21 protein-coding genes are annotated in these 20,774 nt (G+C 35.6%); 2 read left to right on the forward strand and 19 right to left on the reverse strand.

What is annotated here, in order from left to right; all coding sequences use genetic code 11:
• Nucleotides 1–90 precede the first annotated feature (90 nt).
• The 19 genes from BTM29_RS01350 to BTM29_RS01440 all read right to left on the reverse strand — a co-directional run bounded on the left by BTM29_RS01350 (nucleotide 91) and on the right by BTM29_RS01440 (nucleotide 18,880).
• A complete protein-coding gene (locus tag BTM29_RS01350) occupies nucleotides 91–1,062 on the reverse strand; it encodes an alpha/beta hydrolase fold domain-containing protein (protein WP_157886430.1) in 972 nt (323 codons plus the stop codon).
• A 142-nt stretch (nucleotides 1,063–1,204) separates the two neighbouring features.
• Complete coding sequence (locus tag BTM29_RS01355) at nucleotides 1,205–1,633, reverse strand: CopY/TcrY family copper transport repressor (RefSeq protein WP_076613783.1); 429 nt, start codon at nucleotides 1,631–1,633, stop codon at nucleotides 1,205–1,207.
• 59 nt (nucleotides 1,634–1,692) lie between these two features.
• On the reverse strand, nucleotides 1,693–2,988 hold the full coding sequence (locus tag BTM29_RS01360) for an MFS transporter (protein WP_076613784.1): 1,296 nt from the start codon (nucleotides 2,986–2,988) through the stop codon (nucleotides 1,693–1,695).
• A gap of 14 nt (nucleotides 2,989–3,002) precedes the next feature.
• Nucleotides 3,003–3,587 (reverse strand): 3-isopropylmalate dehydratase small subunit, encoded by a 585-nt coding sequence (gene leuD / locus BTM29_RS01365; RefSeq protein ID WP_076613785.1) that lies wholly within the window; start codon nucleotides 3,585–3,587, stop codon nucleotides 3,003–3,005.
• Nucleotides 3,588–4,949 carry a 3-isopropylmalate dehydratase large subunit gene (gene leuC, locus BTM29_RS01370; protein ID WP_076618577.1) on the reverse strand — a complete coding sequence of 454 codons (1,362 nt, stop codon included), beginning with the start codon at nucleotides 4,947–4,949 and terminating at the stop codon, nucleotides 3,588–3,590.
• 10 nt (nucleotides 4,950–4,959) lie between these two features.
• Nucleotides 4,960–6,030 carry a 3-isopropylmalate dehydrogenase gene (gene leuB, locus BTM29_RS01375; protein ID WP_076613786.1) on the reverse strand — a complete coding sequence of 357 codons (1,071 nt, stop codon included), beginning with the start codon at nucleotides 6,028–6,030 and terminating at the stop codon, nucleotides 4,960–4,962.
• A complete protein-coding gene (locus tag BTM29_RS01380) occupies nucleotides 6,030–7,184 on the reverse strand; it encodes a 2-isopropylmalate synthase (protein ID WP_076613787.1) in 1,155 nt (384 codons plus the stop codon). The genes leuB and BTM29_RS01380 overlap by 1 nt, the downstream gene beginning before the upstream one ends.
• A gap of 345 nt (nucleotides 7,185–7,529) precedes the next feature.
• Complete coding sequence (locus tag BTM29_RS01385; protein WP_076613788.1) at nucleotides 7,530–8,390, reverse strand: helix-turn-helix domain-containing protein; 861 nt, start codon at nucleotides 8,388–8,390, stop codon at nucleotides 7,530–7,532.
• A gap of 198 nt (nucleotides 8,391–8,588) precedes the next feature.
• Entirely contained in the window at nucleotides 8,589–9,449 is an 861-nt protein-coding gene (locus BTM29_RS01390; RefSeq protein WP_076618582.1) for a glycine betaine ABC transporter substrate-binding protein, read from the reverse strand.
• A gap of 58 nt (nucleotides 9,450–9,507) precedes the next feature.
• Nucleotides 9,508–10,356, reverse strand: a complete 849-nt coding sequence (locus tag BTM29_RS01395) for an ABC transporter permease (RefSeq protein ID WP_076613789.1) — start codon at nucleotides 10,354–10,356, stop codon at nucleotides 9,508–9,510.
• Nucleotides 10,349–11,548, reverse strand: coding sequence for a quaternary amine ABC transporter ATP-binding protein (locus BTM29_RS01400; RefSeq protein ID WP_076613790.1), 1,200 nt, complete (start codon nucleotides 11,546–11,548; stop codon nucleotides 10,349–10,351). Before BTM29_RS01400 ends, BTM29_RS01395 begins: the two co-directional genes overlap by 8 nt.
• Before the next feature lie 512 nt (nucleotides 11,549–12,060).
• On the reverse strand, nucleotides 12,061–13,317 hold the full coding sequence (gene dltD, locus BTM29_RS01405) for a D-alanyl-lipoteichoic acid biosynthesis protein DltD (protein WP_076613791.1): 1,257 nt from the start codon (nucleotides 13,315–13,317) through the stop codon (nucleotides 12,061–12,063).
• 6 nt (nucleotides 13,318–13,323) lie between these two features.
• Nucleotides 13,324–13,560: a D-alanine--poly(phosphoribitol) ligase subunit DltC gene (gene dltC / locus BTM29_RS01410; RefSeq protein WP_076613792.1), complete on the reverse strand. Its 237-nt coding sequence runs from the start codon at nucleotides 13,558–13,560 to the stop codon at nucleotides 13,324–13,326.
• An 18-nt stretch (nucleotides 13,561–13,578) separates the two neighbouring features.
• Nucleotides 13,579–14,790 (reverse strand): D-alanyl-lipoteichoic acid biosynthesis protein DltB, encoded by a 1,212-nt coding sequence (gene dltB / locus BTM29_RS01415; RefSeq protein ID WP_076613793.1) that lies wholly within the window; start codon nucleotides 14,788–14,790, stop codon nucleotides 13,579–13,581.
• Nucleotides 14,783–16,303, reverse strand: coding sequence for a D-alanine--poly(phosphoribitol) ligase subunit DltA (dltA, locus tag BTM29_RS01420; protein WP_076613794.1), 1,521 nt, complete (start codon nucleotides 16,301–16,303; stop codon nucleotides 14,783–14,785). The genes dltB and dltA overlap by 8 nt, the downstream gene beginning before the upstream one ends.
• A gap of 19 nt (nucleotides 16,304–16,322) precedes the next feature.
• Nucleotides 16,323–16,472, reverse strand: coding sequence for a teichoic acid D-Ala incorporation-associated protein DltX (gene dltX / locus BTM29_RS01425; RefSeq protein WP_076613795.1), 150 nt, complete (start codon nucleotides 16,470–16,472; stop codon nucleotides 16,323–16,325).
• Nucleotides 16,473–17,107: 635 nt separating this feature from the next.
• Nucleotides 17,108–17,812, reverse strand: a complete 705-nt coding sequence (locus BTM29_RS01430; RefSeq protein ID WP_076613796.1) for a hypothetical protein — start codon at nucleotides 17,810–17,812, stop codon at nucleotides 17,108–17,110.
• 66 nt (nucleotides 17,813–17,878) lie between these two features.
• On the reverse strand, nucleotides 17,879–18,148 hold the full coding sequence (gene rpsN, locus BTM29_RS01435) for a 30S ribosomal protein S14 (RefSeq protein WP_076613797.1): 270 nt from the start codon (nucleotides 18,146–18,148) through the stop codon (nucleotides 17,879–17,881).
• A gap of 111 nt (nucleotides 18,149–18,259) precedes the next feature.
• Nucleotides 18,260–18,880 (reverse strand): GyrI-like domain-containing protein, encoded by a 621-nt coding sequence (locus tag BTM29_RS01440; RefSeq protein ID WP_076613798.1) that lies wholly within the window; start codon nucleotides 18,878–18,880, stop codon nucleotides 18,260–18,262.
• Nucleotides 18,881–19,059: 179 nt separating this feature from the next.
• Here BTM29_RS01440 and BTM29_RS01445 point away from each other — a divergent pair, with 179 nt between their 5' ends.
• Together BTM29_RS01445 and BTM29_RS01450 are read left to right on the forward strand one after the other, a co-directional pair.
• On the forward strand, nucleotides 19,060–19,773 hold the full coding sequence (locus BTM29_RS01445) for a WxL domain-containing protein (protein WP_076613799.1): 714 nt from the start codon (nucleotides 19,060–19,062) through the stop codon (nucleotides 19,771–19,773).
• Nucleotides 19,774–20,037: 264 nt separating this feature from the next.
• Nucleotides 20,038–20,751: a WxL domain-containing protein gene (locus BTM29_RS01450; RefSeq protein ID WP_076613800.1), complete on the forward strand. Its 714-nt coding sequence runs from the start codon at nucleotides 20,038–20,040 to the stop codon at nucleotides 20,749–20,751.
• The last annotated feature ends 23 nt before the right edge of the window (nucleotides 20,752–20,774 follow it).

The following is a 20,774-nucleotide window of genomic DNA, read 5'->3' on the forward strand; positions in this document are numbered from 1 at the left end:
CACAAAAAATGACGATCAACACGAAAGTGTTGACCGCCATTTTTAGCGTTAAGCGGAAGAAATTGTATTTTGAAGCGCGTTTCAGCAAGTTTAAGAAATCAACCCAGCAATCTCCTTAACCACACCACGTGCCTCAGGAATAGGATAAACCATAAAGACATGATTCATATTCTCATAAGTATGGATTTTCAAATCAATATCCTTATCTTCAGCCATTTTACCTAGTTTTTCAGCATCAGCATACAAAATATCATGCGTACCAGTAAATACATCAATTGGAGGTAAGTTAGTTAAATCTCCATAGATTGGACTTACTAGTGGATCCTTAGTATCTAAAGTATCAGCGTAGACTTTACCCTGAAACTGTAAATCCTTAATGCTAAGTAATGGATCAGAAGACTGAATGCCCTCCATCTCCGGATTACTAGTTGAAACATCTAACCAAGGTGACAATAATACTGCCCTACCTGGCAATGGATACTCACGATCACGCATTACCTCTAATAACGACAAAGCCATCCCTGCACCGGCTGAATCTCCCATCAAAATAATATTTGCTGGATCAACAAACTCATCATTTATCAGGTGTAAATAACGTGACAACACCATAGCTGTGGCTTCATGTGCATTATGAAGTGGTGCTTTAGGATAAATTGGCATAACTACTCTAGCGAGAGATTTTTTGGACAATTTATGAAGCATATCATAATGCAGCGTAATTGGCTCAAACCAATAGGCCCCACCATGAATATAAAAAATCACCTTGTTTGTTTGTTCCTTTGGAACGTACTCTAACGTATCATCAAACCCCTTAAGGTATTTGAAGTGATAACGTAACTTAGCAATCTCTGGTAACTCAAATGGCTTACAACCATGTGAAACATATTGTTCCAAATCTTCTTGTGAATGAATCGTTGGAAACAAATTAAGAGTATCTAACGTTTCCTCAATCATCAAACTACTTAGACTTCTGTGTTCTTTATGCGCTTGGAATCCCTTCAATGCCATGAAACCTACACCGGCCATTCCAAGAATCTTTCCCGTTTTCTTGATACAGATCATCTCCTCAATCAACTATTACTACTATTATATAATTATCCTCAAAATAGGGCTCGAAAGAATTTCTTCTATCGAGCCCTATTTTAATATCTATTTATAATTTTTTCATCACTTTTTTGAAATTTATTAATTAATTATCAATATTTTAGTCACAATCACAATTATTAGGCACACAGTTACAATTTATAGATTCAACTGCTTTCTTTTGATTCAATTTAGACTGAATATTATCGATATCATCTTGGGTCAATTCTGATTCATCAATAATATAAGCTACTGCTGAACCAACTTTTTTAGCACAGACTTGATTGAAGAACTTCTTAGATGCCAAGTCAACAGTACGACTTTCGTCCATAACAGCTGAATAAATGAATTTTTTGCCATCTTTTTTGGACTTAATAATTCCCTTATCGCTCAAACGACGAAGCAGCGTCTTAATAGTAGCTGGCTTCCAATCCATTGAATCCCCTAATACATTGATCAATTGACGTGATGTTACAGTATCGAGCGCCCAAATAACTCGCATGATTCGCCATTCGGCATCTGTAATATTGATATTTGTTGTTTCTAGCATATTATCACTACCTCTAGTTTAATTTTAGCGGATTAGTGATAAAAGACAAGATATTAATTCTAGCTAATGTCACGTTGGTTAGTCTCATCTCCCATAAACCAAACAACTGCTCCGGCAAAAAGTGCAATTGCACTAATTATCCAAAAAATAACATTGGTAGTGGTAAAAGATAGTAACCAGGCTACAACGATCGGCATAGCAACTGTGAATAACTTAGCGATTCCATTGGCAATACCTGAACCACGGAAACGAATATTAGTAGGAAATAACTCTGCGACATAAACGGCTACAACACTTGCCATTAAAACGTAAAAACAAGTTGTTAATAAGAAACCAATGACAACAACTTGTGCCATTTGTGTTTGTTGCGCATACATCATTCCAAAGACAGCTGTTAAGAAGAATGCTGGAACTATGGTCAACTTACGACCGATTCTATCAACTAAGTATGCTCCAATCGCACAACCAACTGGTGCTCCAAGCATCATCATTGTTGAAAGTCCAAGGGAATTACCGATATTGATATTGCGTTGAACCAATAAAGTTGGGACCCAAGAAGTGAATGTATACTGACAAATAATCGTTGCGGAAACAGCCACAATAGCAACGAACAAACTTACACCAAATGAATGATGAACTGTCTCATGATTATTATCGGATTTCAAAATACTCGTATCACTACCATTGATCTCAAGTTGCTCAACAATTGACTTAGCTTCATCAGTCCTACCATGCGCAATCAACCAACGGGGAGATTCTGGAATACCTCTACGAAGATACCAAAGGATTCCTGCAACAATACCAATTACTGCAAACATTGGACGCCAACCAAGTCTTGGAATTATCAATGTGCAAAGTAGCATTGTGATCGGAGCACCACAATTAGCAACTAATGATACTGTGGCACACCATTTACCACGACTGTGAATTGGCGCAAATTCATTGACCATTGAATAACCAGTAACAATCTCAGAACCTAGACCAATGCTTGACATCAATCGACAAATTATCAGAATATACATATTCGGAGCGAATGCACCTGCAAATGTGAATACTCCAAAAAGGATCAAATTAATTTGGTATGCTACACGACGTCCCTTCAAATCACCGATAAAGCCAGCGATTATTGAACCGATGAACAGTCCCAAGAAACCACTTGATAAAAAGTATGAATTCTGTGAGATCGTTGACCAACCACTTTTCAATGTAGAACTTGCGACAGCACTTGCCATATATACGTCTGCAGCATCAAGGAACATACCACCAGATACCAATGCTACAACTTTGTAAAATAATGGTGATTCGTATGTACGATCAAGTCTACCTTGTAATTTGCTTCCTTCTTGTATTTCCACAATGCATCCCTCCACTAATTAAAATTAGGCATTTTTGCCTCAAATTCTTCTATTTGTTTTTCATATCCAAACGTAATTGCAATATCATCCAATCCATTAACAAACTTGTGTTTCCACAAAGGATCGATATCAAAGTTAAACTTATAATCTTTGTAACAGACAACTTGCTTAGGTAAATCCACAGTGATTTTTTCTTCAGGTGATATATTAGCCAAAATATCACGTTCATCCTGTGGAAGAACTATGGCCAATACACCATTCTTAGTACTGTTCATATAAAAAATGTCACTATAACTACCTGCGATCACTACTTCAAAGCCGTAATCTTTCAATGCCCAAACGGCATGTTCTCTTGATGAACCACAGCCGAAATTGTCACCAGTAATAAGTATCTTGGCACTTTTATATACTGGATCATTCAGGATAAAGTCAGGATTTGGTTTACCACCCTTTTGATAACGCCAATCAAAGAATAGATTGCGTCCATAACCAGTTTTCAAAATATTCTTTAAAAATTGTTTGGGGATAATTTGATCAGTATCAATATTTTCTTTCATAATCGGTATCGTTGTCTCAGTGATCGTTGTAATTGGTTCCATTTAGATTGCTTCCTTTCTAATATCAATGAAGTGTCCATGAATTGCTGCTCCGGCTACCATAGCTGGACTGGCCAAATGTGTTCTAGAACCAGCCCCTTGACGTCCCTCAAAATTACGATTAGACGTGGAAGCACAATGTACTCCTGCCGGCACTTGGTCAGGATTCATTCCCAAACATGCCGAACATCCTGGTTCACGCCAATCACACCCAGCATCCTTAAAAATCTTGTCCAATCCCAACTCTTCAGCTTTTTCTTTAACCGCACGTGATCCAGGTACCACCAGTGCCGTCACACCTTTGGCAATGTGCTTGCCTTTGATCGCATTAGCCGCAATCAACAAATCTGACAAACGTCCATTGGTACATGAGCCAAAGAATACGAATCCAATTGGAATCTGCTTAGCAGTTTGTCCTGGTTTCAAGCCGATATAGTTGTAAGCCTTCTTATCATCATCATTTTTGATCTGTGGGAAAGGTTGATCCACTGGTACCGACATCCCAGGGTTAGTTCCCCAAGATACAAATGGTGCCAAGTCGCTTACATCAAAGTCAATGATTCTATCAAAGGCGGACGGATCATCAGTCTTGAATTGTTTCCAGTACTCAATAGCCTGATCCATTTTCTTGGGAGCGTATTTACGTCCAGCCACATAATCAAATGTTGTCTGATCTGGCTGAATACTACCCATCTTGGCTCCACCTTCGATCGACATATTACAAATAGTCATCCGACTTTCCATACTCATCTTAGAGATAGTATCGCCGTAATATTCAACCGCATAACCAGTACCAAAGGCAACTCCTTCTCTAGCAATAATTCCCATGATAATATCTTTGGCAAACACACCTTTAGGAAGGTTGCCATGAATATGAATCCCCATGGTTTTTGGTTTTGTCTGCCAAATAGTCTGTGTTGCCAAGACGTGTTCAACTTCACTAGTTCCAATTCCAAAAGCAATTGAACCAAATGCACCGTGTGTTGCTGTATGAGAATCTCCACAAACAATGACCATTCCCGGTTGTGTCAATCCTAGTTGTGGTCCAATGACATGCACGATTCCTTGGTCCTCACTCCCCATACCGGCCAATCTAACACCGAATTCTTTCGTATTTTTTGCCAAAGTATCGATTTGTTTACGCGAAATTTCATCCTTAATATCGAAGATATTTACCGTAGGAACATTGTGGTCCATCGTCGCAAAATTCCTATCCGGACGTCTGACTACTCGCTTATTTTCACGTAGACCTTCAAAGGCTTGTGGTGAAGTTACTTCATGAAGTAGTTGTAGATCTACATATATCAGTTGTGGATCTCCAGTTTTCCCAGTGATAACGTGACTATTCCAAATTTTATCGAACATTGTTTGAGGTTTATTTTGTGACATATTCTTTCCTACTTTCTTTAATAGAATCAACTATGAACTCAGTTACTTTTGTGGTTGAATAATCCCCTCCTAAATCTGGAGTAACGATTTTTTTATCCACTGATTTATCCACTGCCGTCATAATTTGCTTCGCCAAATCCATTCTTCCAAATGAATATTGCAACATCATTGCAACTGACTTGATCATTGATAATGGATTGGCAATTCCTTTACCTGCAATATCTGGTGCCGAACCATGAATCGGTTCATAAAGTGCTGGGCTCACTTCACCTTTGCTCATTGATGGAATCGTTCCTAGTGAACCGGTAATTTGTGCTGCCTCATCACTCAAAATGTCCCCGAAGAGATTCTCAGTCAAAATCACATCGAATTGACCTGGTTTAGAGATTATTTTCATTGCTGCAGAATCAACATAACTAGTATCGTATTTCACTTCTGGATATTCTCTTGCGACATCTATAACTACCTCTCTCCACAACTTACTAGTGGCCAAAACATTGGCTTTATCTACCAAAGTTACGTGTTTGTTTCGTTGCATCGCCATATCAAAAGCAACTTTTGCAACTCGCCTGATTTCTTCACTGCTATAACGCATCGTGTCGATAGCCTGTGTTTGTGACTTTTCACGTGGTTGTCCAAAATAAATTCCACTTGTAAGCTCACGGACAATGACGAAGTCGATTGGTTCAGTAATTTTGATTGGTGAAAAGGACTTCATTGTTGAATTAATAATCGTTGGACGAATATTTGTAAACAATCCCAATTCTTGTCTAATTCTCAATAGTCCTGACTCTGGACTCTTCTCTACTCCATCCCACTTTGGACCGCCAATCGCTGCCAAAAGTATAGCGTCACTATTCTGGCAAGTCTCTAATGTGGCATCCGGTAGCGGATCATTTGTTTGATCGATTGCTTGACCACCAAAAGGAACCTCTGAAATCTCGTAGTCAAAATCAGTATTTTCACTTACCGTTTTTAAAACTTGCAATCCACTCGCCATAATCTCTGGACCAATGTAATCACCGGCAAGAACTGCTATTTGATATTTTGAATTCATTAGACATTTACCTCCTGCATGATATATTCAAGATCATTCTCAGAAACAATATTTGTATGATCCGCAACCGCTTTGAATTTAGGAAAAATGATTTTCATAGTATCCTTATCAACTTCATAACCCATCTTTTGTAGCTTAGCCATAACTGCGTGTGAGCCTGAAAGTTTACCAAGTGGCAACGTTGTTTTATGTGCACCAACAACTTCCGGAGTTAGAATCTCATAAGTTTGTGGATTTTTAAGCATCCCATCTTGGTGAATTCCTGACTCATGAGAAAAAGCATTATCGCCAACAACTGCTTTATTATGTGGCACCGGCATATTTGAGAAGTTACTAATCATATCGCTGGTTTTTTTAGTTTCAGAAAGATTGATATTGGATTCTGCATTGTAATAATCCTTTCTGACATACATTGCGGCGGCAACCTCTTCCAATGCTGCATTCCCGGCTCGTTCACCAATTCCATTAATGGTTCCTTCAATTCGAGTAGCACCATTTTCGATAGATGCAAGACTATTAGCAACTGCCATCCCTAGGTCATCATGACAATGAACTGAGAAAGTCACTTCATCGAACCTAGGAATATTAGTCCGAAGATTCTGGAATAGTTGAGCAAATTCAGCTGGATTAGTATAGCCAACCGTATCGGGAATATTTATAACCGTTGCACCTGCATCAATTGCTGTTTGAATGGATTGAACTAGGAAATCTGGCTCTGTACGAGTTGCATCTTCCGGTGAGAATTCCACAATATCAAAGAACTGATGTGCATAACTTACGCTGTCAAAGATTGATTGAATAACTTGTTCCCTAGTCATATGAAGCTTCGATTCACGATGAATCGGACTGGTTGCAATGAAAACATGAATTTGTTTATGGGTCGCATCTTTAGTCGCTTTCACACATGCATCAATATCTCCTTTCTTGGCTCTAGCAAGACCTGTAACTCGAGTACTTTTTACGGCTCTAGATACTGCGCTGACAGCTTCGAAGTCTCCTTTAGAAGCAACTGGGAATCCTGCTTCAATGACATCAACACCAAACTTTTCAAGTTGTTTAGCTATTTTTACTTTTTCATCAATATTAAAGTTAACTCCAATGGTCTGTTCCCCATCTCTTAGTGTCGTATCAAAAAATTGAATTTGTTTTGTCATAATTGTTACCTCTTAAATTTTAATTTTGGATAAAAAAACACCTCATCGAATAAAATGAGGTGTTAACGAGTATATCCGCCTAGCCCCAAGTACTAACGCAAAAAGGGCTCGACGTGTTTTGTCAGAGTCCTAAAGTTAGAGCAGCAAGGCTAGTAAGAAGGATACAGTATTCATATTCATTTTGCTTTTAATATTAATTGAATTATTCATAAATGTAACCTCCTTGAATTTGTTATTGCAATAGTACTACTCAAAATTAAAATATTCAACATAAATTTAATCTTTTTCTAATTTAAGCAAACAAAAAGGATGGATCCATATCGGATTCATCCCTATTTCACAGCGTTATTCACAGTTCTTAACTATTTTTTCGATTTTTACCAATTCTTTTTGATTATTGTTAAATTCAGAAAATACTCTTGCCTTAGTTAGCAGTTCTGTGACCTTATCGCTGGGACCATTGACTGCACAATCATTGATTGCAAGTTGAGCAAACAGTCTAGCAATATAATATGTCACATGGTTATCGGCACCAATTTTAATACCATAATTAAGCAACGTATTGGCAGTTTCATAATCATTTTGGGCCGAATAATACAAGGCACAGTAAAATATAATATTTATATATCGCCATATCTGATTAATATTATCAATTTCCATGCCATAGATATCATTAAAGACCTTGCTAAAGTAGTATTCACTCTTCAAAGAATCCTTTTGCTTAGCATAGACCATTCCCATACCGGTATATGCCAGAAATGTAAAGATAGTCTTACCTTCAGAGTCTAAATTGGTTAATATCTGATTAAAATCAAACACCGCATCAAACAGATCACCATCATCTAAAACGTTCAAAATCCCCTTTAAATAATAATATTGCATGAGTGCTTCATTATCATCTTTCAATAAAGATGGATCGATTTTTTCAATTATTTTCCATGAATCTTCATACTCATAAGTAATCAGATTGAATTCAACCTTGTTCATTGATTTTACTAATTTCTTTGAAGTACTATCATTGACTCCCATAACATCATCTAATGATAAATCCAGACGATTGCATAGTTGAATCAAGATTTTTAATGATGGGATTTTACCATTATTTTCAAATTTACTTAAAGTTGCTTGAGTACAAACACCGTTACTCAGCTCTTTTTGTGATAAACCCATTTCTTTACGTTTATTCACAAAACTCTGTATGTTCATAAGAACACCTCTATATAATATTTTATAAGTACCCTCATAATAATAATTATATACTCAAATCCAGCCCGTTACCATTTTTTCCAATATACATACTGACTGGCTTATGATCCAAAATAAAAGCGAGTGATGAAGCATATTTTTTTCCGCTTAATACAAAAAAACCAGCATTTACTTACGTAAATACTGGAATTTTCACACTTACTTATTCTTCAAATCTTCAATAGAGTTAATATTCTTCATATATTTTGGAACTGCAAGTCCAACTTTGGCACCTTTTAAGTTAATACCAAGGTCATCAAAGCGTCCCTTGTAATCTTTATAATACAAACCAGCTGTCTTAGGTAGCCATGCACTAACTTGTGCATCAGCAGCATTGGTTGCTATAGAAGCCCACATAGGTTGTTGCTCCATAGCTTGAATAGTTACCTTATATCCTTGATCACGGAGTACTTGTGCGACAACGTTGGTTGAAGCAATTTCAGAATCCCATGCAACATAAGTCATCTTAAATGACTTACCATGAACCTTTTTAACACCTTTAGTCCATTCAGCGACTAATTTAGGATTAGCTTTGATCCATTGTTTAGCTGCTTTTTGAGGGTCCATTCCAGCATTGACCTTCAACATAACTTCAGACATTTGAGCTGGTTTCCAATGGAAACGATCCAAAATAGTGTACGCACTAGGTTCATCCTTCTTCAATCCTTTACGAACGATAGTATGAATATTTTCAGCTTTACCATAAACATTCTTAGGATCCTTCAAGAATTTTATCGGATACTTAGTAAACATCCAATGTGGCTGCCAACCAGTAATAACAATTGGACGCTTTTCCTTAATGGCCTTATCCAAAGTACTTGTCATTGCGGCAGTAGAACTTGTCTGTAGTTGCCAATTTTTGGCACTCAAGCCGTATTCTTTCAAAGCAGTTTGAGTTGAAGACATAATACCTGCACCTGCATCAATACCTGTAATTGTGTAATTGATTTGTGGACCAATCTTTTCCTTACTTGTATAAGGTTGTGTTTCAGAACTACATGCAGTGATAAGTGGAATCATCAGCAACGCAACAAAGAAAAGACTTAAGATTTTTGATTTATTTTTCAAATAATCCCTCCTATCCTTTTTTACGATCTCTTGTTAATGATTGTGTGAGTCTATCTAAGATAATTGCCAAGATAACAACGGCAAGACCAGCAGAAAAACCACCACCAGCGTCATTTCTACCAACGGCAAAGTATACTTTAGTACCAAGACCCATAGCACCGATCATTGAAGCAGTAACAACCATTGATAATGAAAGCATCATACTTTGGTTGACACCAGCCATCAAACTTGTCTTGGCTAGTGGTAATTCAACTTTAAATAACTTCTGCCATTCAGTAGAACCAAATGAATCAGCGGCTTCGATCAATTCACTAGGAACTTCACGAATACCCATATTGGTCATTCTAACTGTTGGAGGCATAGCGAAGATAACTGATGCGACAATACCTGGAACCATACCAATACCAAACAATGCAACAGCCGGAATTAGATAAACAAAGGCTGGCATAGTTTGCATAAAGTCAAGGATCGGCTTCAGGATTATCTCGGCAGTCCTACTCTTAGACATCAATATACCCAACGGTATACCAATTACTAGAGCTATCAAACTGGCCGTTAAAACTAGCGTCAAAGTTTGTGTCATATCACGCCAAAAGTCCAAGTTCCAAATAAGCAATAATCCGGCTAATTCAAAAATCAATAAACTCCAACGTTGATTATCACGGTTAACGTAATAAGTTAACGCTAATATCAAAACGATAAAAAACCAAATAGGAATCAAATCAAATACCCATTGAAAGGCATTGTTAATTCCACCTATAAAGTTAGTTACGCCATTAAAGAATCCAGTGAAAGTAACTAACCAGTTGACAAAACTGTCGACCCATTGTGCTAGTGGTAATTGTGGAATACTATTCAAAATCGCTCACCTCATTTCCTGCAAGGGCCCCAAGAACGGCACCACGAACAATAATTCCTTGTAGTTGTCCATCATCATTTACAACTGAGAATGGAATACCAGTTGATGAAATATCATCAAGAAGTTCTGAAATAGGCTTATCTGCATTAGTTGTAGGGATATCAGTTTGAACAATTGATCTTAGATCACTACTATCACTACGAACTAATCCAATAACATCATTAGCATCAACAATACCAACTAGTTTACGATGATTATCAACAACATATGCTGTTGAAACTTCATTATTCTTCATACGTTTCAAAGTAAGTCTTGGACCAGCCTTATCAATATTGATCGTAACTGGACGAATCATAACGTTTGCAGCAGTTAAGACCTTGCTACGATCAACATTTTCGATGAATTCTTCAACATAGTCATTTGCGGGATGTGTCAAGATATCTTCAGGTGTACCAGTTTGAACGACCACACCATCACGCATAATCATAATATGATCACCAAGCTTTAAGGCTTCATTCAAATCATGACTGATAAAGATAATTGTCTTATGCAATCTTTCTTGAATATCTAACAATTGGTCTTGCATATCAGTTCTGTTCAATGGATCAAGTGCTGAGAATGCCTCATCCATTAACAGAATCTCTGGATCATTAGCTAAAGCACGAGCTAGACCGACACGTTGTTGCATACCACCAGATAATTGATCTGGATATTCATCATTGTAACCAGTGATACCAACTTGATCTAAGGCTTCTTTAGCTTTCTTTTCACGTTCAGCTTTTTCGACACCTTGAATTTCCAAACCATATTCAGCATTTTCTAATACTGTTCTATTAGGAAGTAATCCGAAATTCTGGAAAACCATACTCATCTTTTTACGACGAACATTTCTAAGTGCCTTTTTATCCATTTTCATTAAATCTTCGCCATCGATTGATACTGATCCATCTGTAGGCTCGATCAACCGATTTATCATACGAACCATTGTTGATTTACCACTACCTGAAAGTCCCATAATAACGAAGATCTCGCCATCATTGATTTTGAAGCTGGCTTTTTCAACACCTACGGTTGCACCTGTTTCCTTTAGAATTTCCGATTTTGTCTTACCTTGCTTAATAAGTTCTTTAGCACGTCCGACACGTTTACCAAAAATCTTAGTTAAATCTTTAACTTCAACTTTTACTGTCATTAAATCCCCCATTCCTGGAATAAAGAGCAAATACTTGCTCCAGCACATTTAAATTTGTGCTCTCACCTCATTAGATAAAACTAGCTCTCGAGTAAAGCTAAGCTAAACTCAGGGAGCTAAATTTTCAACAAATTACTTCAAGAAATCTATCTTCACAAATTCCTTGAAATTGCTATTTTTTAAATTAAAAATACTATTATTCATAAGGTAAAAATAATAGCAACACATATAGTACCTTAACAAATATGCTTATTCTTTGCAAACAATACGGCTTTCAAATGCCTGTACGGCGCGCTTTTGAAGTTTTTTTGGTACTGCTTTCCTTACTAGCAGTATACGTCTTTTACGACTTCTAAAGTTTCCTTAAAAAAAACTAAAAAAATACCAAGATTCTACTTTTATTGTAGAATCTTGGCATCATTTTGAGGGCAGATACTGTTTTTTTGAGGGGGAAACAGTACTACGGAAAAGTATTGCGGTTACCTTCCCTTACCTGTCAGGTTCGGGAAGTTTTAAAACTTAGTATTATTAGCCCACTTCTTAGTTAAGAAGTAGTCATTCATTTCGTACTTGGTATTATTTGGATTAGCTTTTTTATTCTTATAATATGGTTCCAATTTCTTATCCAATAATAACCAACCACGCCAACCCATATGGATAGTATCTTCAGCAATATAGTTTGGATCTTTTTCATGTGTTAAATCTACAATATTGTTGAATCCTTGAGATTGAAGTTGGTACTTAATTTTCTTGTCAAAATCAGGCAAGGCTTTTTTAGGCATCCCTGTATATTCGATCCACTTTTGATTAACTGGTTGAATAACAAACATTACTTCAGTGTGATTCTGATTGAATAGATACAACATTGCTTGAAAGTCATTATATTCAGGGGAGTGTTTATAATCAACATGTCTATGAGCATTCTTGTATGTGCTGATTCTCTTATATAACTCTTTATTATAGAAGGAATCTCCAATCTGCAAATCATTTTCACGTGAATGGTTCTTTGCCATTTTAGTGGCCAATTTATTCAAATCCTTGTAGTCATAATTATCAGGTAGCTTAGAAGCTGCTTGATCAATCTTTTTTTGATGATCATTTAACGCAACTGTTCCAAAAAGATCATCTTGGTTTTGTAAACTATTACGTTTCAAGTCGTTTATATAGAAACGTTGGAAACTAGTTATATTTTTGCCATCGGCTATTCTAGTAAGAGCATCCGTTTCAATACTACCTAGACTGTCATCTAATTCTAGAACTCTACTAGCAATATATTCATTCATCTTCTTACTACCATGATCTGAATTAACAATGAATCCTGTCAATTGCAATGGTGACAAGAAGTATTTAAAGGCATCTGATGGAACTCCTTTTTTGGTGAACCATTGAGGTGAAATGATCACCACAGCCTTTTGATTCTTCAAATTACTCATTCCACTAACATTTAATGTCTGTGTTAAAGATGCAGTACCTGGATTACCTAGTAAAAACGGTTTATTCTTCCAATGATACTTCTGTGCCATAGAAGATGGATGGAAAGGATCCATTCTAGAAAGTTCAGATGATCCAATAATAGGAATGTAATTTTCCTTTTCGGCCGCATTTTTTACACTTTCACCTTTGAGAACTCGTACATCCAGTGATGTAGATGCCTGATCTACTTTCTTAGTGGTGACTGTTTTAAAATGAATCGGAGTCCATAAAAGAATTAATAACGCAACAATCGCAACTATTACAGGTCCAAAAATCATCCATAACTTTTTTTTCATATTACTTTATTCCAGTTCTTTTACACGATCTGAGATTTTGTTGATTGTTGACCATTGTGAACGGTCAAATTCTGATACTGGTACTTCAATTCCAAAATCATCCTGTAATGTCACTAGAACTTCAACTGTTGCCATTGAATCTAGGATTCCATTTGCGAATAAGTCTTGATCCTTATCATCACCGATATTATCTAAACCTGTTACATCTTTTAAAATACCTACAATTTTTTCTGTGTTTTCCATAATAAATACTCTCCTTTTTTATGAGAACCATAATGTGTTCAAAAATCCTGAGAAAATTAGGAAACTGAAACAAACTACATTGAAAGTTATGAATACTGCAAAATACTTAGTGAATCTATTACTAGGTATTTGCTTACGATGTCTCTTTTTAAATCTTAGCCATGCATCGTTTGTGATCATTGCACATGCATGGAAAATACCATAGACGATGTAGTACCAAGTTTCACCATGCCAAAATCCCATGATTAGAAATAATACAACATAGCCAACGTTGGCCATTGTCACTCTACTTTTGATCAGCTTTTTCTTCATCATCATAAAAATCAAACGCATGTAGATGAAATCTCTAAACCAAAATGACAATGTTATATGCCATCTATTCCAGAAGTCTTTGATATTAACTGATTGGAATGGACGCTTAAAGTTCATAGGTGTCTTCACACCCATAAAATTACTTATTGCTACCGCAAATAATGAATATCCCGCAAAATCGAAGAACAAATACATACTGTAACAATACATATATGCGACTAATGCCCATGAAATACCTAATGGACGCTGGTGTGCATACGATAATGCCAAAATAGAAATTTTAGGTAATAGTATCGTTCCGAAGAAATAACCCAAAATGAACTTGTAAGCAAATCCCAGCATTAACTTATCGACTGCACTTTTTAATAGTTTTAAATATTCATCACGACTAGGAACATTCAAAACATCCTTTTGAAATCTGCGGAAACGGTCAATTGGACCAGAAGTAATTGTTGGGAAGAATAGTATGAATCTTACAAACTCTGTCGGTTTAATATGTTTGATTGTGCCATCTCTGATCTCCATTATTATTTCAACTGATTTGAAAGTTAAATAACTTATCCCCATAAATGCAAACAGAGAAATGGTCGCATTCTTTAATAGTGGATCAAGTTTAACAAAGACCAGTGGAACAATCGCCAATACTACCGAGAAGGTAAATACCCAGAAATTGTTATGTTTCTTTCTATATCTGAGATATGAGAATATTACAATCATTTCAAAGAACACGTATGCAATTAAGGAAAGTCCTTGTGATGCATTACCTCCAAAAAATGCAGTGCCCAAAATGACTATGGTTGCGAAAAAGTCATAAATCCTAAAACGTTTGCCGTATAGTAAACCGATGATTATTGGAAGTAATAAAATTAATAGATAAATAAAATAACGCGGTGAGCTGTAAGGCGTAATATTATGCATTAATCTCGCCTATAAGTGCCTTTCTATCAATCTTTCCATTCTTACTAATCGGCAGTTGTTCTACAAACTTCAAAACATTTGGAATCATATAATCCATTGTTGTTGTCTTTAATTCATCTTTAATATCAGAGTTCAACTTTTGAGAATCTGTTTTCTTAAATTTATCTTCCAAAACAATATGTGCAATCATTTTACTAACTTGCTTATCGTTGTTATATAAGGGAACTGTGCATGATTGTTTAACTTGATTCAAATTACCAAGCATCGAATCGACTTCTTCTAATTCAATTCTGTAACCATGCATCTTAATTTGAAAATCCGTTCTACCTTTGTAAAATAACAATCCATCAGGTCCTTCACTGACCATGTCGCCAGTATGGTAATAAGTTTTACCATTGATCTGTTCAAAGGCTTTTTTATTTTGTGCTGGATTATTTAGATAACCTTTTGTTACGTCAGGACCACTTATTAGTAGTTCTCCAGTTAGATATCCTTGATCATCTTTTTCAAAATTATAAATAATGTGGCTCATATTAGATTTTAAATAACCAATTGGTAAACGGTCATACTTAGCTAATATTTCTTGATCAATTAAGATTGAAGTCATAGCTACTGTACTTTCTGTCGGACCATAGGTGTTGTAGAGTTTTGCTTTTGGGAATCTCTTTAGCAGCTTCATTGCCGTTGCATGAGTTAACTCTTCACCACAGAAAATGAACTTCTTCAAATGCGGCATTTTGTCTCCCTTGAAGTCTTTAAACAACAAGCACATTTCAAAGAATGACGGTGTAGAGATCCAAGTATCAAAATCAGCGTTAAGAATGCCTTCTTGAAGTTTTCCAAAATTCCTTGTTGTAGCTTTGTCTAGCACTGTCAGTGTTGACCCATTAGTCAGTCCTGGATAAATATCAAAAACTGAAAGATCAAATGAAAATGGGGCTTGTAACATCAAGTTGGTCTCTTGAGAATAATCAAACTTAGTATCGACCCAATTAATAAAGTCGAGTAAATTATTAGTACTGATCTGAACACCCTTAGGTGCACCAGTTGTTCCTGACGTAAAGATTATGTAGAAGTCATCATCAGGTCCAATACTTTTTTTAGCGTCATAAATATTATTTTCAGATGTCATTGCCATGGACAATTCATCCTTAGTCATAATTGGAGTTTCAACACCAAAATCTTGAATTTCACTCCAATTTAGAATCAATGAAGGCTTAGCAACCGAGTTAATCTGAATGATTCGTTGAGAATCTGATCCATCGTCTACAGGAATATAAGGATGTCCCGCTTTAATTGCTCCAAGGAACATAACCAACATTTCAAACTGTTGACCACCATAAATGATGATTGGACTCTTTTCTGGCAAGAACTTATCTTGTAAGAAATTGGCGATACAATCAGATTTTTTACTCAACTCACGATAAGTCTTTGTTACCGATCCATTTCTATAACAAATCTTATCGGGTGATTTAATGGAAATATCTGTAATTTTTTCAATGATTGAATTCATGATTATTCCCTTCTTTCAATTAAAAATCGTTGTAGATAAACTTGACGCTACCTACTCCGTCATAACCATATATGTACAATATAATTAACAATATTATGAAATATGCGACTGCTTTAATTATAAATATGGGTACCGGCTTTTTTAAAAATATAAGTAAGTTTTTTTTCATAATTTACACCTCTCGGTACTTTGTGCTTACGTAAAACCTATATAACCATTCAAATATATAGAGTGTCAAACAAATAAATTAATAGTTCTTATGAATTAACGTTTTATCTATATACCCTTTATAAGTATTATAATAACTCATGTTTAAACATATGATGTAGATTTCGTAAGAATATTTTAATTTTTTTGACCAATTACTACTGCTACAAGGCATTTATTCGACATATGTTTAAACAAATAATTTAAGAACTTTTCCTCCGTTATTATTATAATTTTGAATCTTATTACATCATCGACAGATATATTATAGAAAATCATCGGCCTTTCAGTTCATCTGGAAAAGATCAAATATTCTAATCATATATATACATAATTTATATGTGTCTACATTGAATAATTGTTTTGTAAAACAAGTTACAATGTTAATTGCTATTAAATTGAAATAATTACATAAAAAAAATAATTTAAATAATTGTTCTCCGTAGTGGATTTCTATTTGATTCTTTCTAATCATAGTTTTCAGTAAGCGTATTGTCGCTTGCATCTTCTTACATAGTTCTTACATTTTTGTAAGATGAGGTAATCAATGGTATTAAAAAAGAGGATTTCCAAATGGAAATCCTCTTTTTAGTACTATTAATTATTGTCTGGAAAGAACTTGATCAATTGAAAACTCATGTGCAGTAATTCCAGTGAATGTTCATTTTGAAGCTTATCCAAGTCTATCTTGCCACTAGTCATATTCAACAATTCATGAATATCTTGCACTATTTGAGCCATTTCAAAATACTGCTGATAGCGAATAGATGAAAAGTGTAGCGTCACTCGTCTTTTATCCCACGTTGGTCCTTCCATGGGATTTTCAAGCAATGTTTCCATGAATTTATAATCAAAATCAGACCACCCTTTCAATTCATAGATGGAAACTAGATCTTTTATTTTATCAATATCATCAAACACGGCCGCAAGATTAATCATCCAGCTGATCTTTTGTGTGACCGCATTCTTTTGTGCCAATGCAGCACATAAATATAGCTTACGTAAATATTCTGCGTCATTGAATTTTAACCTTTTCTCAAAGTCATCAATCAAAAAGAAAGCGCTATCCAAATAATAACTACTATTTTTCTGTCTATCCATAAAATCTTCCAGAAGGTCCTGTGTATAAACTGTTATTTCATTATTACTGCCCAAAGTATCTACATTGAAGCCACTTTTGGTCAAAGTCGCCAATTCAGCCTTTTCATCACCTTGTATTTTCTTTTGTGCAGCCTCATAATCCTTGCTCCATGGCAAGATCAATTGATTGTCTTCTAAAATAGAATAATATTTTGTTGTCATTTTTATTTCACCTTGCCCCTATATTAACAAATCCCCACTAAAAAAGTCGCCAAATTTGGCGACTTTTTACCAGCTAGCCTTTTTAACACCGGGAATTTGACCGGCATGAGCTAACTTTCTAAAATTCAATCTGGACATCTCGAACTTACTCATATATCCACGAGGACGTCCGTCTATTAGATCACGAGAGTGCAATCTAGTAGGTGATGCATCTCTAGGCAACTTACTGAGTTCTTCATAGTTACCTGAATTCTTTAATTCATTACGCAAAACCGCATAACGTTCAACAGTTTTTTGTAGTCTTTTTTCACGTTCAATCTTTGCTTTACGTGCCATGTAAAATACCTAACTTTCCCATTTAATAGGAAGTCAATGCTAGCTAACTTTAAGAATCGATTACTACAGTAACAAATTCATTCAATGTTATCAACTTATTGAGACTATTTTTTAAATTTCGTAGCGAAGAACCGTTCTCAATCTTTCTGGCTCTATTCTTCTAGCATCTGACAAGTAGATTTCACGATGTATTTTAGATTTTCTCGGACGATCGATTTCACTTGATAATTCTTCCATGATCTTGAAACTTTCTGGTTCCGTATCGAATGGTCCAACATGCAAGATTTCTATTGCCTCATAAGCCTCTCTTTTTATTATTTCTATTTCATTCATTAATGGATGAAACTTGTTCTTTTTAACATTCTCAATAGATGCATTGATCACTTCATCGGGGACAAAATCAGGTATACGGATCATGATATCGTAGCTGAATTCATTCTTATCCAAATAGTCCATTTTTTGACCTTTTTTAGTCAGTGACCAAACTCCCTCAAGTGGAAATACCACATAATCGTCGTATTCCACGTTCTTGTCCTTACAATACTTCTTGTATCCGCCCTTGATCCCATAAGATATTGGATATAGAACTTGTAATCTTCTCTTGAATTCTTCCCCATTTGGATCGCCAATTCCAGCAATAGATACGAAACGTTGAGACGGAATATTTACCTTTATTGCCTTTTGCTTTGGTAAATATAGATCCTTTTCTAATTTACGCCATTCGTATTTCATTTTTCTCTCCCTTAATGATAAATATAACTTAATTGAACGATATTTGACCTATATAAGCAATATTTCTTACTATATTCCACATCTTGTAAGAATTTTTTACAAAATGTGACATGTTTTTATCTTTAAATTGTGTTATGTGCTATTATTATATTAACGAATAACTTATGGGGGATAAAAAGATGAAATTACATAATTGTGTTTATGCAACAGTTGCAGCTCTATCTACATTCTTAATGTTTACATCCGTGGCTAAAGCAGAAACTACAGACAACGTAACTTCATTGAATGATTCCGACAATATAGCTATTAATTACAATTCAGATGATAATAATTCTGAAACAACAACTAAAACATCAACTGTATCAGTTAACGTTCTTTCTGGCGACCTTAGCCTTGATGCTGTACCTAGTTTTAGTTTTGAAAAGATCGAAGCTGGAAGTAGTGTTAACCTCAAAGATAATTCATCCGATGGTGACGTTGTCGTTGACGGTAATTCAAGTGGTATTCTACAAGTTACAGACTCACGTAAGAATTCACCTGGCTTCATTCTTTCAGCACGACTAAATAGCTTTTCTAATAATAATAGTAATGATAATTTCACCATGACATTAAATTCTCAAGAATTATATGATGACTCCGGAGACAATATCAGTACTTCAAGTGATGACTTAACAACTGAAAAAGCTAAGTTGGATGCTGGTAGTAATCAAAACACCGAAGTTATGAATCTCAATTCTGGATCTTACAGATCAGGAACGATCACAACTAGCTTCACTTCACCAGACTCAGCTAGCTTGTACACTCCAAGTAACGCTAGTGATTTGAACTCATCGAGCAGACACTCCAGTACGATTGTTTGGACATTGACTCCAAAACCATCAACTACAGAATAAAAAATAAGACATGCCAAAATTTGGTATGTCTTATTTCTTATTATAGTGTGGAGTTACATTATACCTTTCGTATATCGCTTTTGATTTATTATAAACGAAAGGATGAAAATAATGCTTAAAATACGTGTTTTCCTCAATAAATTGTAATACATATCAAAAATTGAAAGAAAGATTTATGAATTTAGATATATATCACCTACGATTATTTGATACTATTTTATTAGGCAAATAGTGCCAAAATATTTCACGTTAGGGGGAAAACAAATGAGATTTGATAAGAAACTACTTTCAAAGCTACTAATAGCATCTAGTTTTTTACTTACCTCTGCAATAATAGCTTCCCCTACAGTTGCGCACGCTGACACAGTAACGCCCCAGACATCATCAGTTTCAGTACAGATCATCTCCGGAGTTCTAACACTTGATAAGGTACCCAACTTTAATTTTGGTTCTGCCGTTCTTGGCGGAACGACCAACTTGAAGGGTAATAGTGTTACCGATGTACCTTCTGACTTCACTCCAAACGAACAAGCTGGTGTTGATGGTAGTGATGAAGGTGTGGTTCAAGTTACTGAGTCGCGTTCTAACGCAGAAACAGGCGATACACCTGGATTTATCTTGAGTGCTTCAATTTCACCACTATATCCTTACGATACAAGTAAGAGCTCCATTAGTGGTAACATCTTAACATTGAATTCTGTACCACTGGTTGATTCAACTAATACTAATGTTTCTACATCAACCAAAGATTTGAAAACTTCAAAGGCTAATATAAGTGACACCGATACTGGCGACACTTCCCTCATGGATCTGAGTGCTGGAAGCTATCGTATGGGTACTGTCGCTGCTAAATGGAATAGTGCCAATGATGCAAGTCTATTCGTTAATGGATCAAGTGATGGTGCATCTACCAAAGTTGATAAATACAATGCCGTTATCACTTGGAGATTAACAGCTCAACCTTCAATTACAAATTAATTATTCTCATGGAAACAAAAATA

The organism is Companilactobacillus allii, assembly GCF_001971585.1.
Lineage (GTDB): Bacteria > Bacillota > Bacilli > Lactobacillales > Lactobacillaceae > Companilactobacillus > Companilactobacillus allii.

Coding starts and splice junctions, on each gene's coding strand:
- BTM29_RS01350 (WP_157886430.1), bottom strand. CDS start 1,062: ATGATCTGTATCAAGAAAACGGGAAAGATTCTTGGAATGGCCGGTGTA.
- BTM29_RS01355 (WP_076613783.1), bottom strand. CDS start 1,633: ATGCTAGAAACAACAAATATCAATATTACAGATGCCGAATGGCGAATC.
- leuD (WP_076613785.1), bottom strand. CDS start 3,587: ATGGAACCAATTACAACGATCACTGAGACAACGATACCGATTATGAAA.
- leuC (WP_076618577.1), bottom strand. CDS start 4,949: ATGTTCGATAAAATTTGGAATAGTCACGTTATCACTGGGAAAACTGGA.
- leuB (WP_076613786.1), bottom strand. CDS start 6,030: ATGAATTCAAAATATCAAATAGCAGTTCTTGCCGGTGATTACATTGGT.
- BTM29_RS01380 (WP_076613787.1), bottom strand. CDS start 7,184: ATGACAAAACAAATTCAATTTTTTGATACGACACTAAGAGATGGGGAA.
- BTM29_RS01385 (WP_076613788.1), bottom strand. CDS start 8,390: ATGAACATACAGAGTTTTGTGAATAAACGTAAAGAAATGGGTTTATCA.
- BTM29_RS01390 (WP_076618582.1), bottom strand. CDS start 9,449: ATGATTCCACTTATCACTGCATGTAGTTCTGAAACACAACCTTATACA.
- BTM29_RS01400 (WP_076613790.1), bottom strand. CDS start 11,548: ATGACAGTAAAAGTTGAAGTTAAAGATTTAACTAAGATTTTTGGTAAA.
- dltD (WP_076613791.1), bottom strand. CDS start 13,317: ATGAAAAAAAAGTTATGGATGATTTTTGGACCTGTAATAGTTGCGATT.
- dltC (WP_076613792.1), bottom strand. CDS start 13,560: ATGGAAAACACAGAAAAAATTGTAGGTATTTTAAAAGATGTAACAGGT.
- dltB (WP_076613793.1), bottom strand. CDS start 14,790: ATGCATAATATTACGCCTTACAGCTCACCGCGTTATTTTATTTATCTA.
- dltA (WP_076613794.1), bottom strand. CDS start 16,303: ATGAATTCAATCATTGAAAAAATTACAGATATTTCCATTAAATCACCC.
- dltX (WP_076613795.1), bottom strand. CDS start 16,472: ATGAAAAAAAACTTACTTATATTTTTAAAAAAGCCGGTACCCATATTT.
- BTM29_RS01430 (WP_076613796.1), bottom strand. CDS start 17,812: ATGACAACAAAATATTATTCTATTTTAGAAGACAATCAATTGATCTTG.
- rpsN (WP_076613797.1), bottom strand. CDS start 18,148: ATGGCACGTAAAGCAAAGATTGAACGTGAAAAAAGACTACAAAAAACT.
- BTM29_RS01440 (WP_076613798.1), bottom strand. CDS start 18,880: ATGAAATACGAATGGCGTAAATTAGAAAAGGATCTATATTTACCAAAG.
- BTM29_RS01445 (WP_076613799.1), top strand. CDS start 19,060: ATGAAATTACATAATTGTGTTTATGCAACAGTTGCAGCTCTATCTACA.
- BTM29_RS01450 (WP_076613800.1), top strand. CDS start 20,038: ATGAGATTTGATAAGAAACTACTTTCAAAGCTACTAATAGCATCTAGT.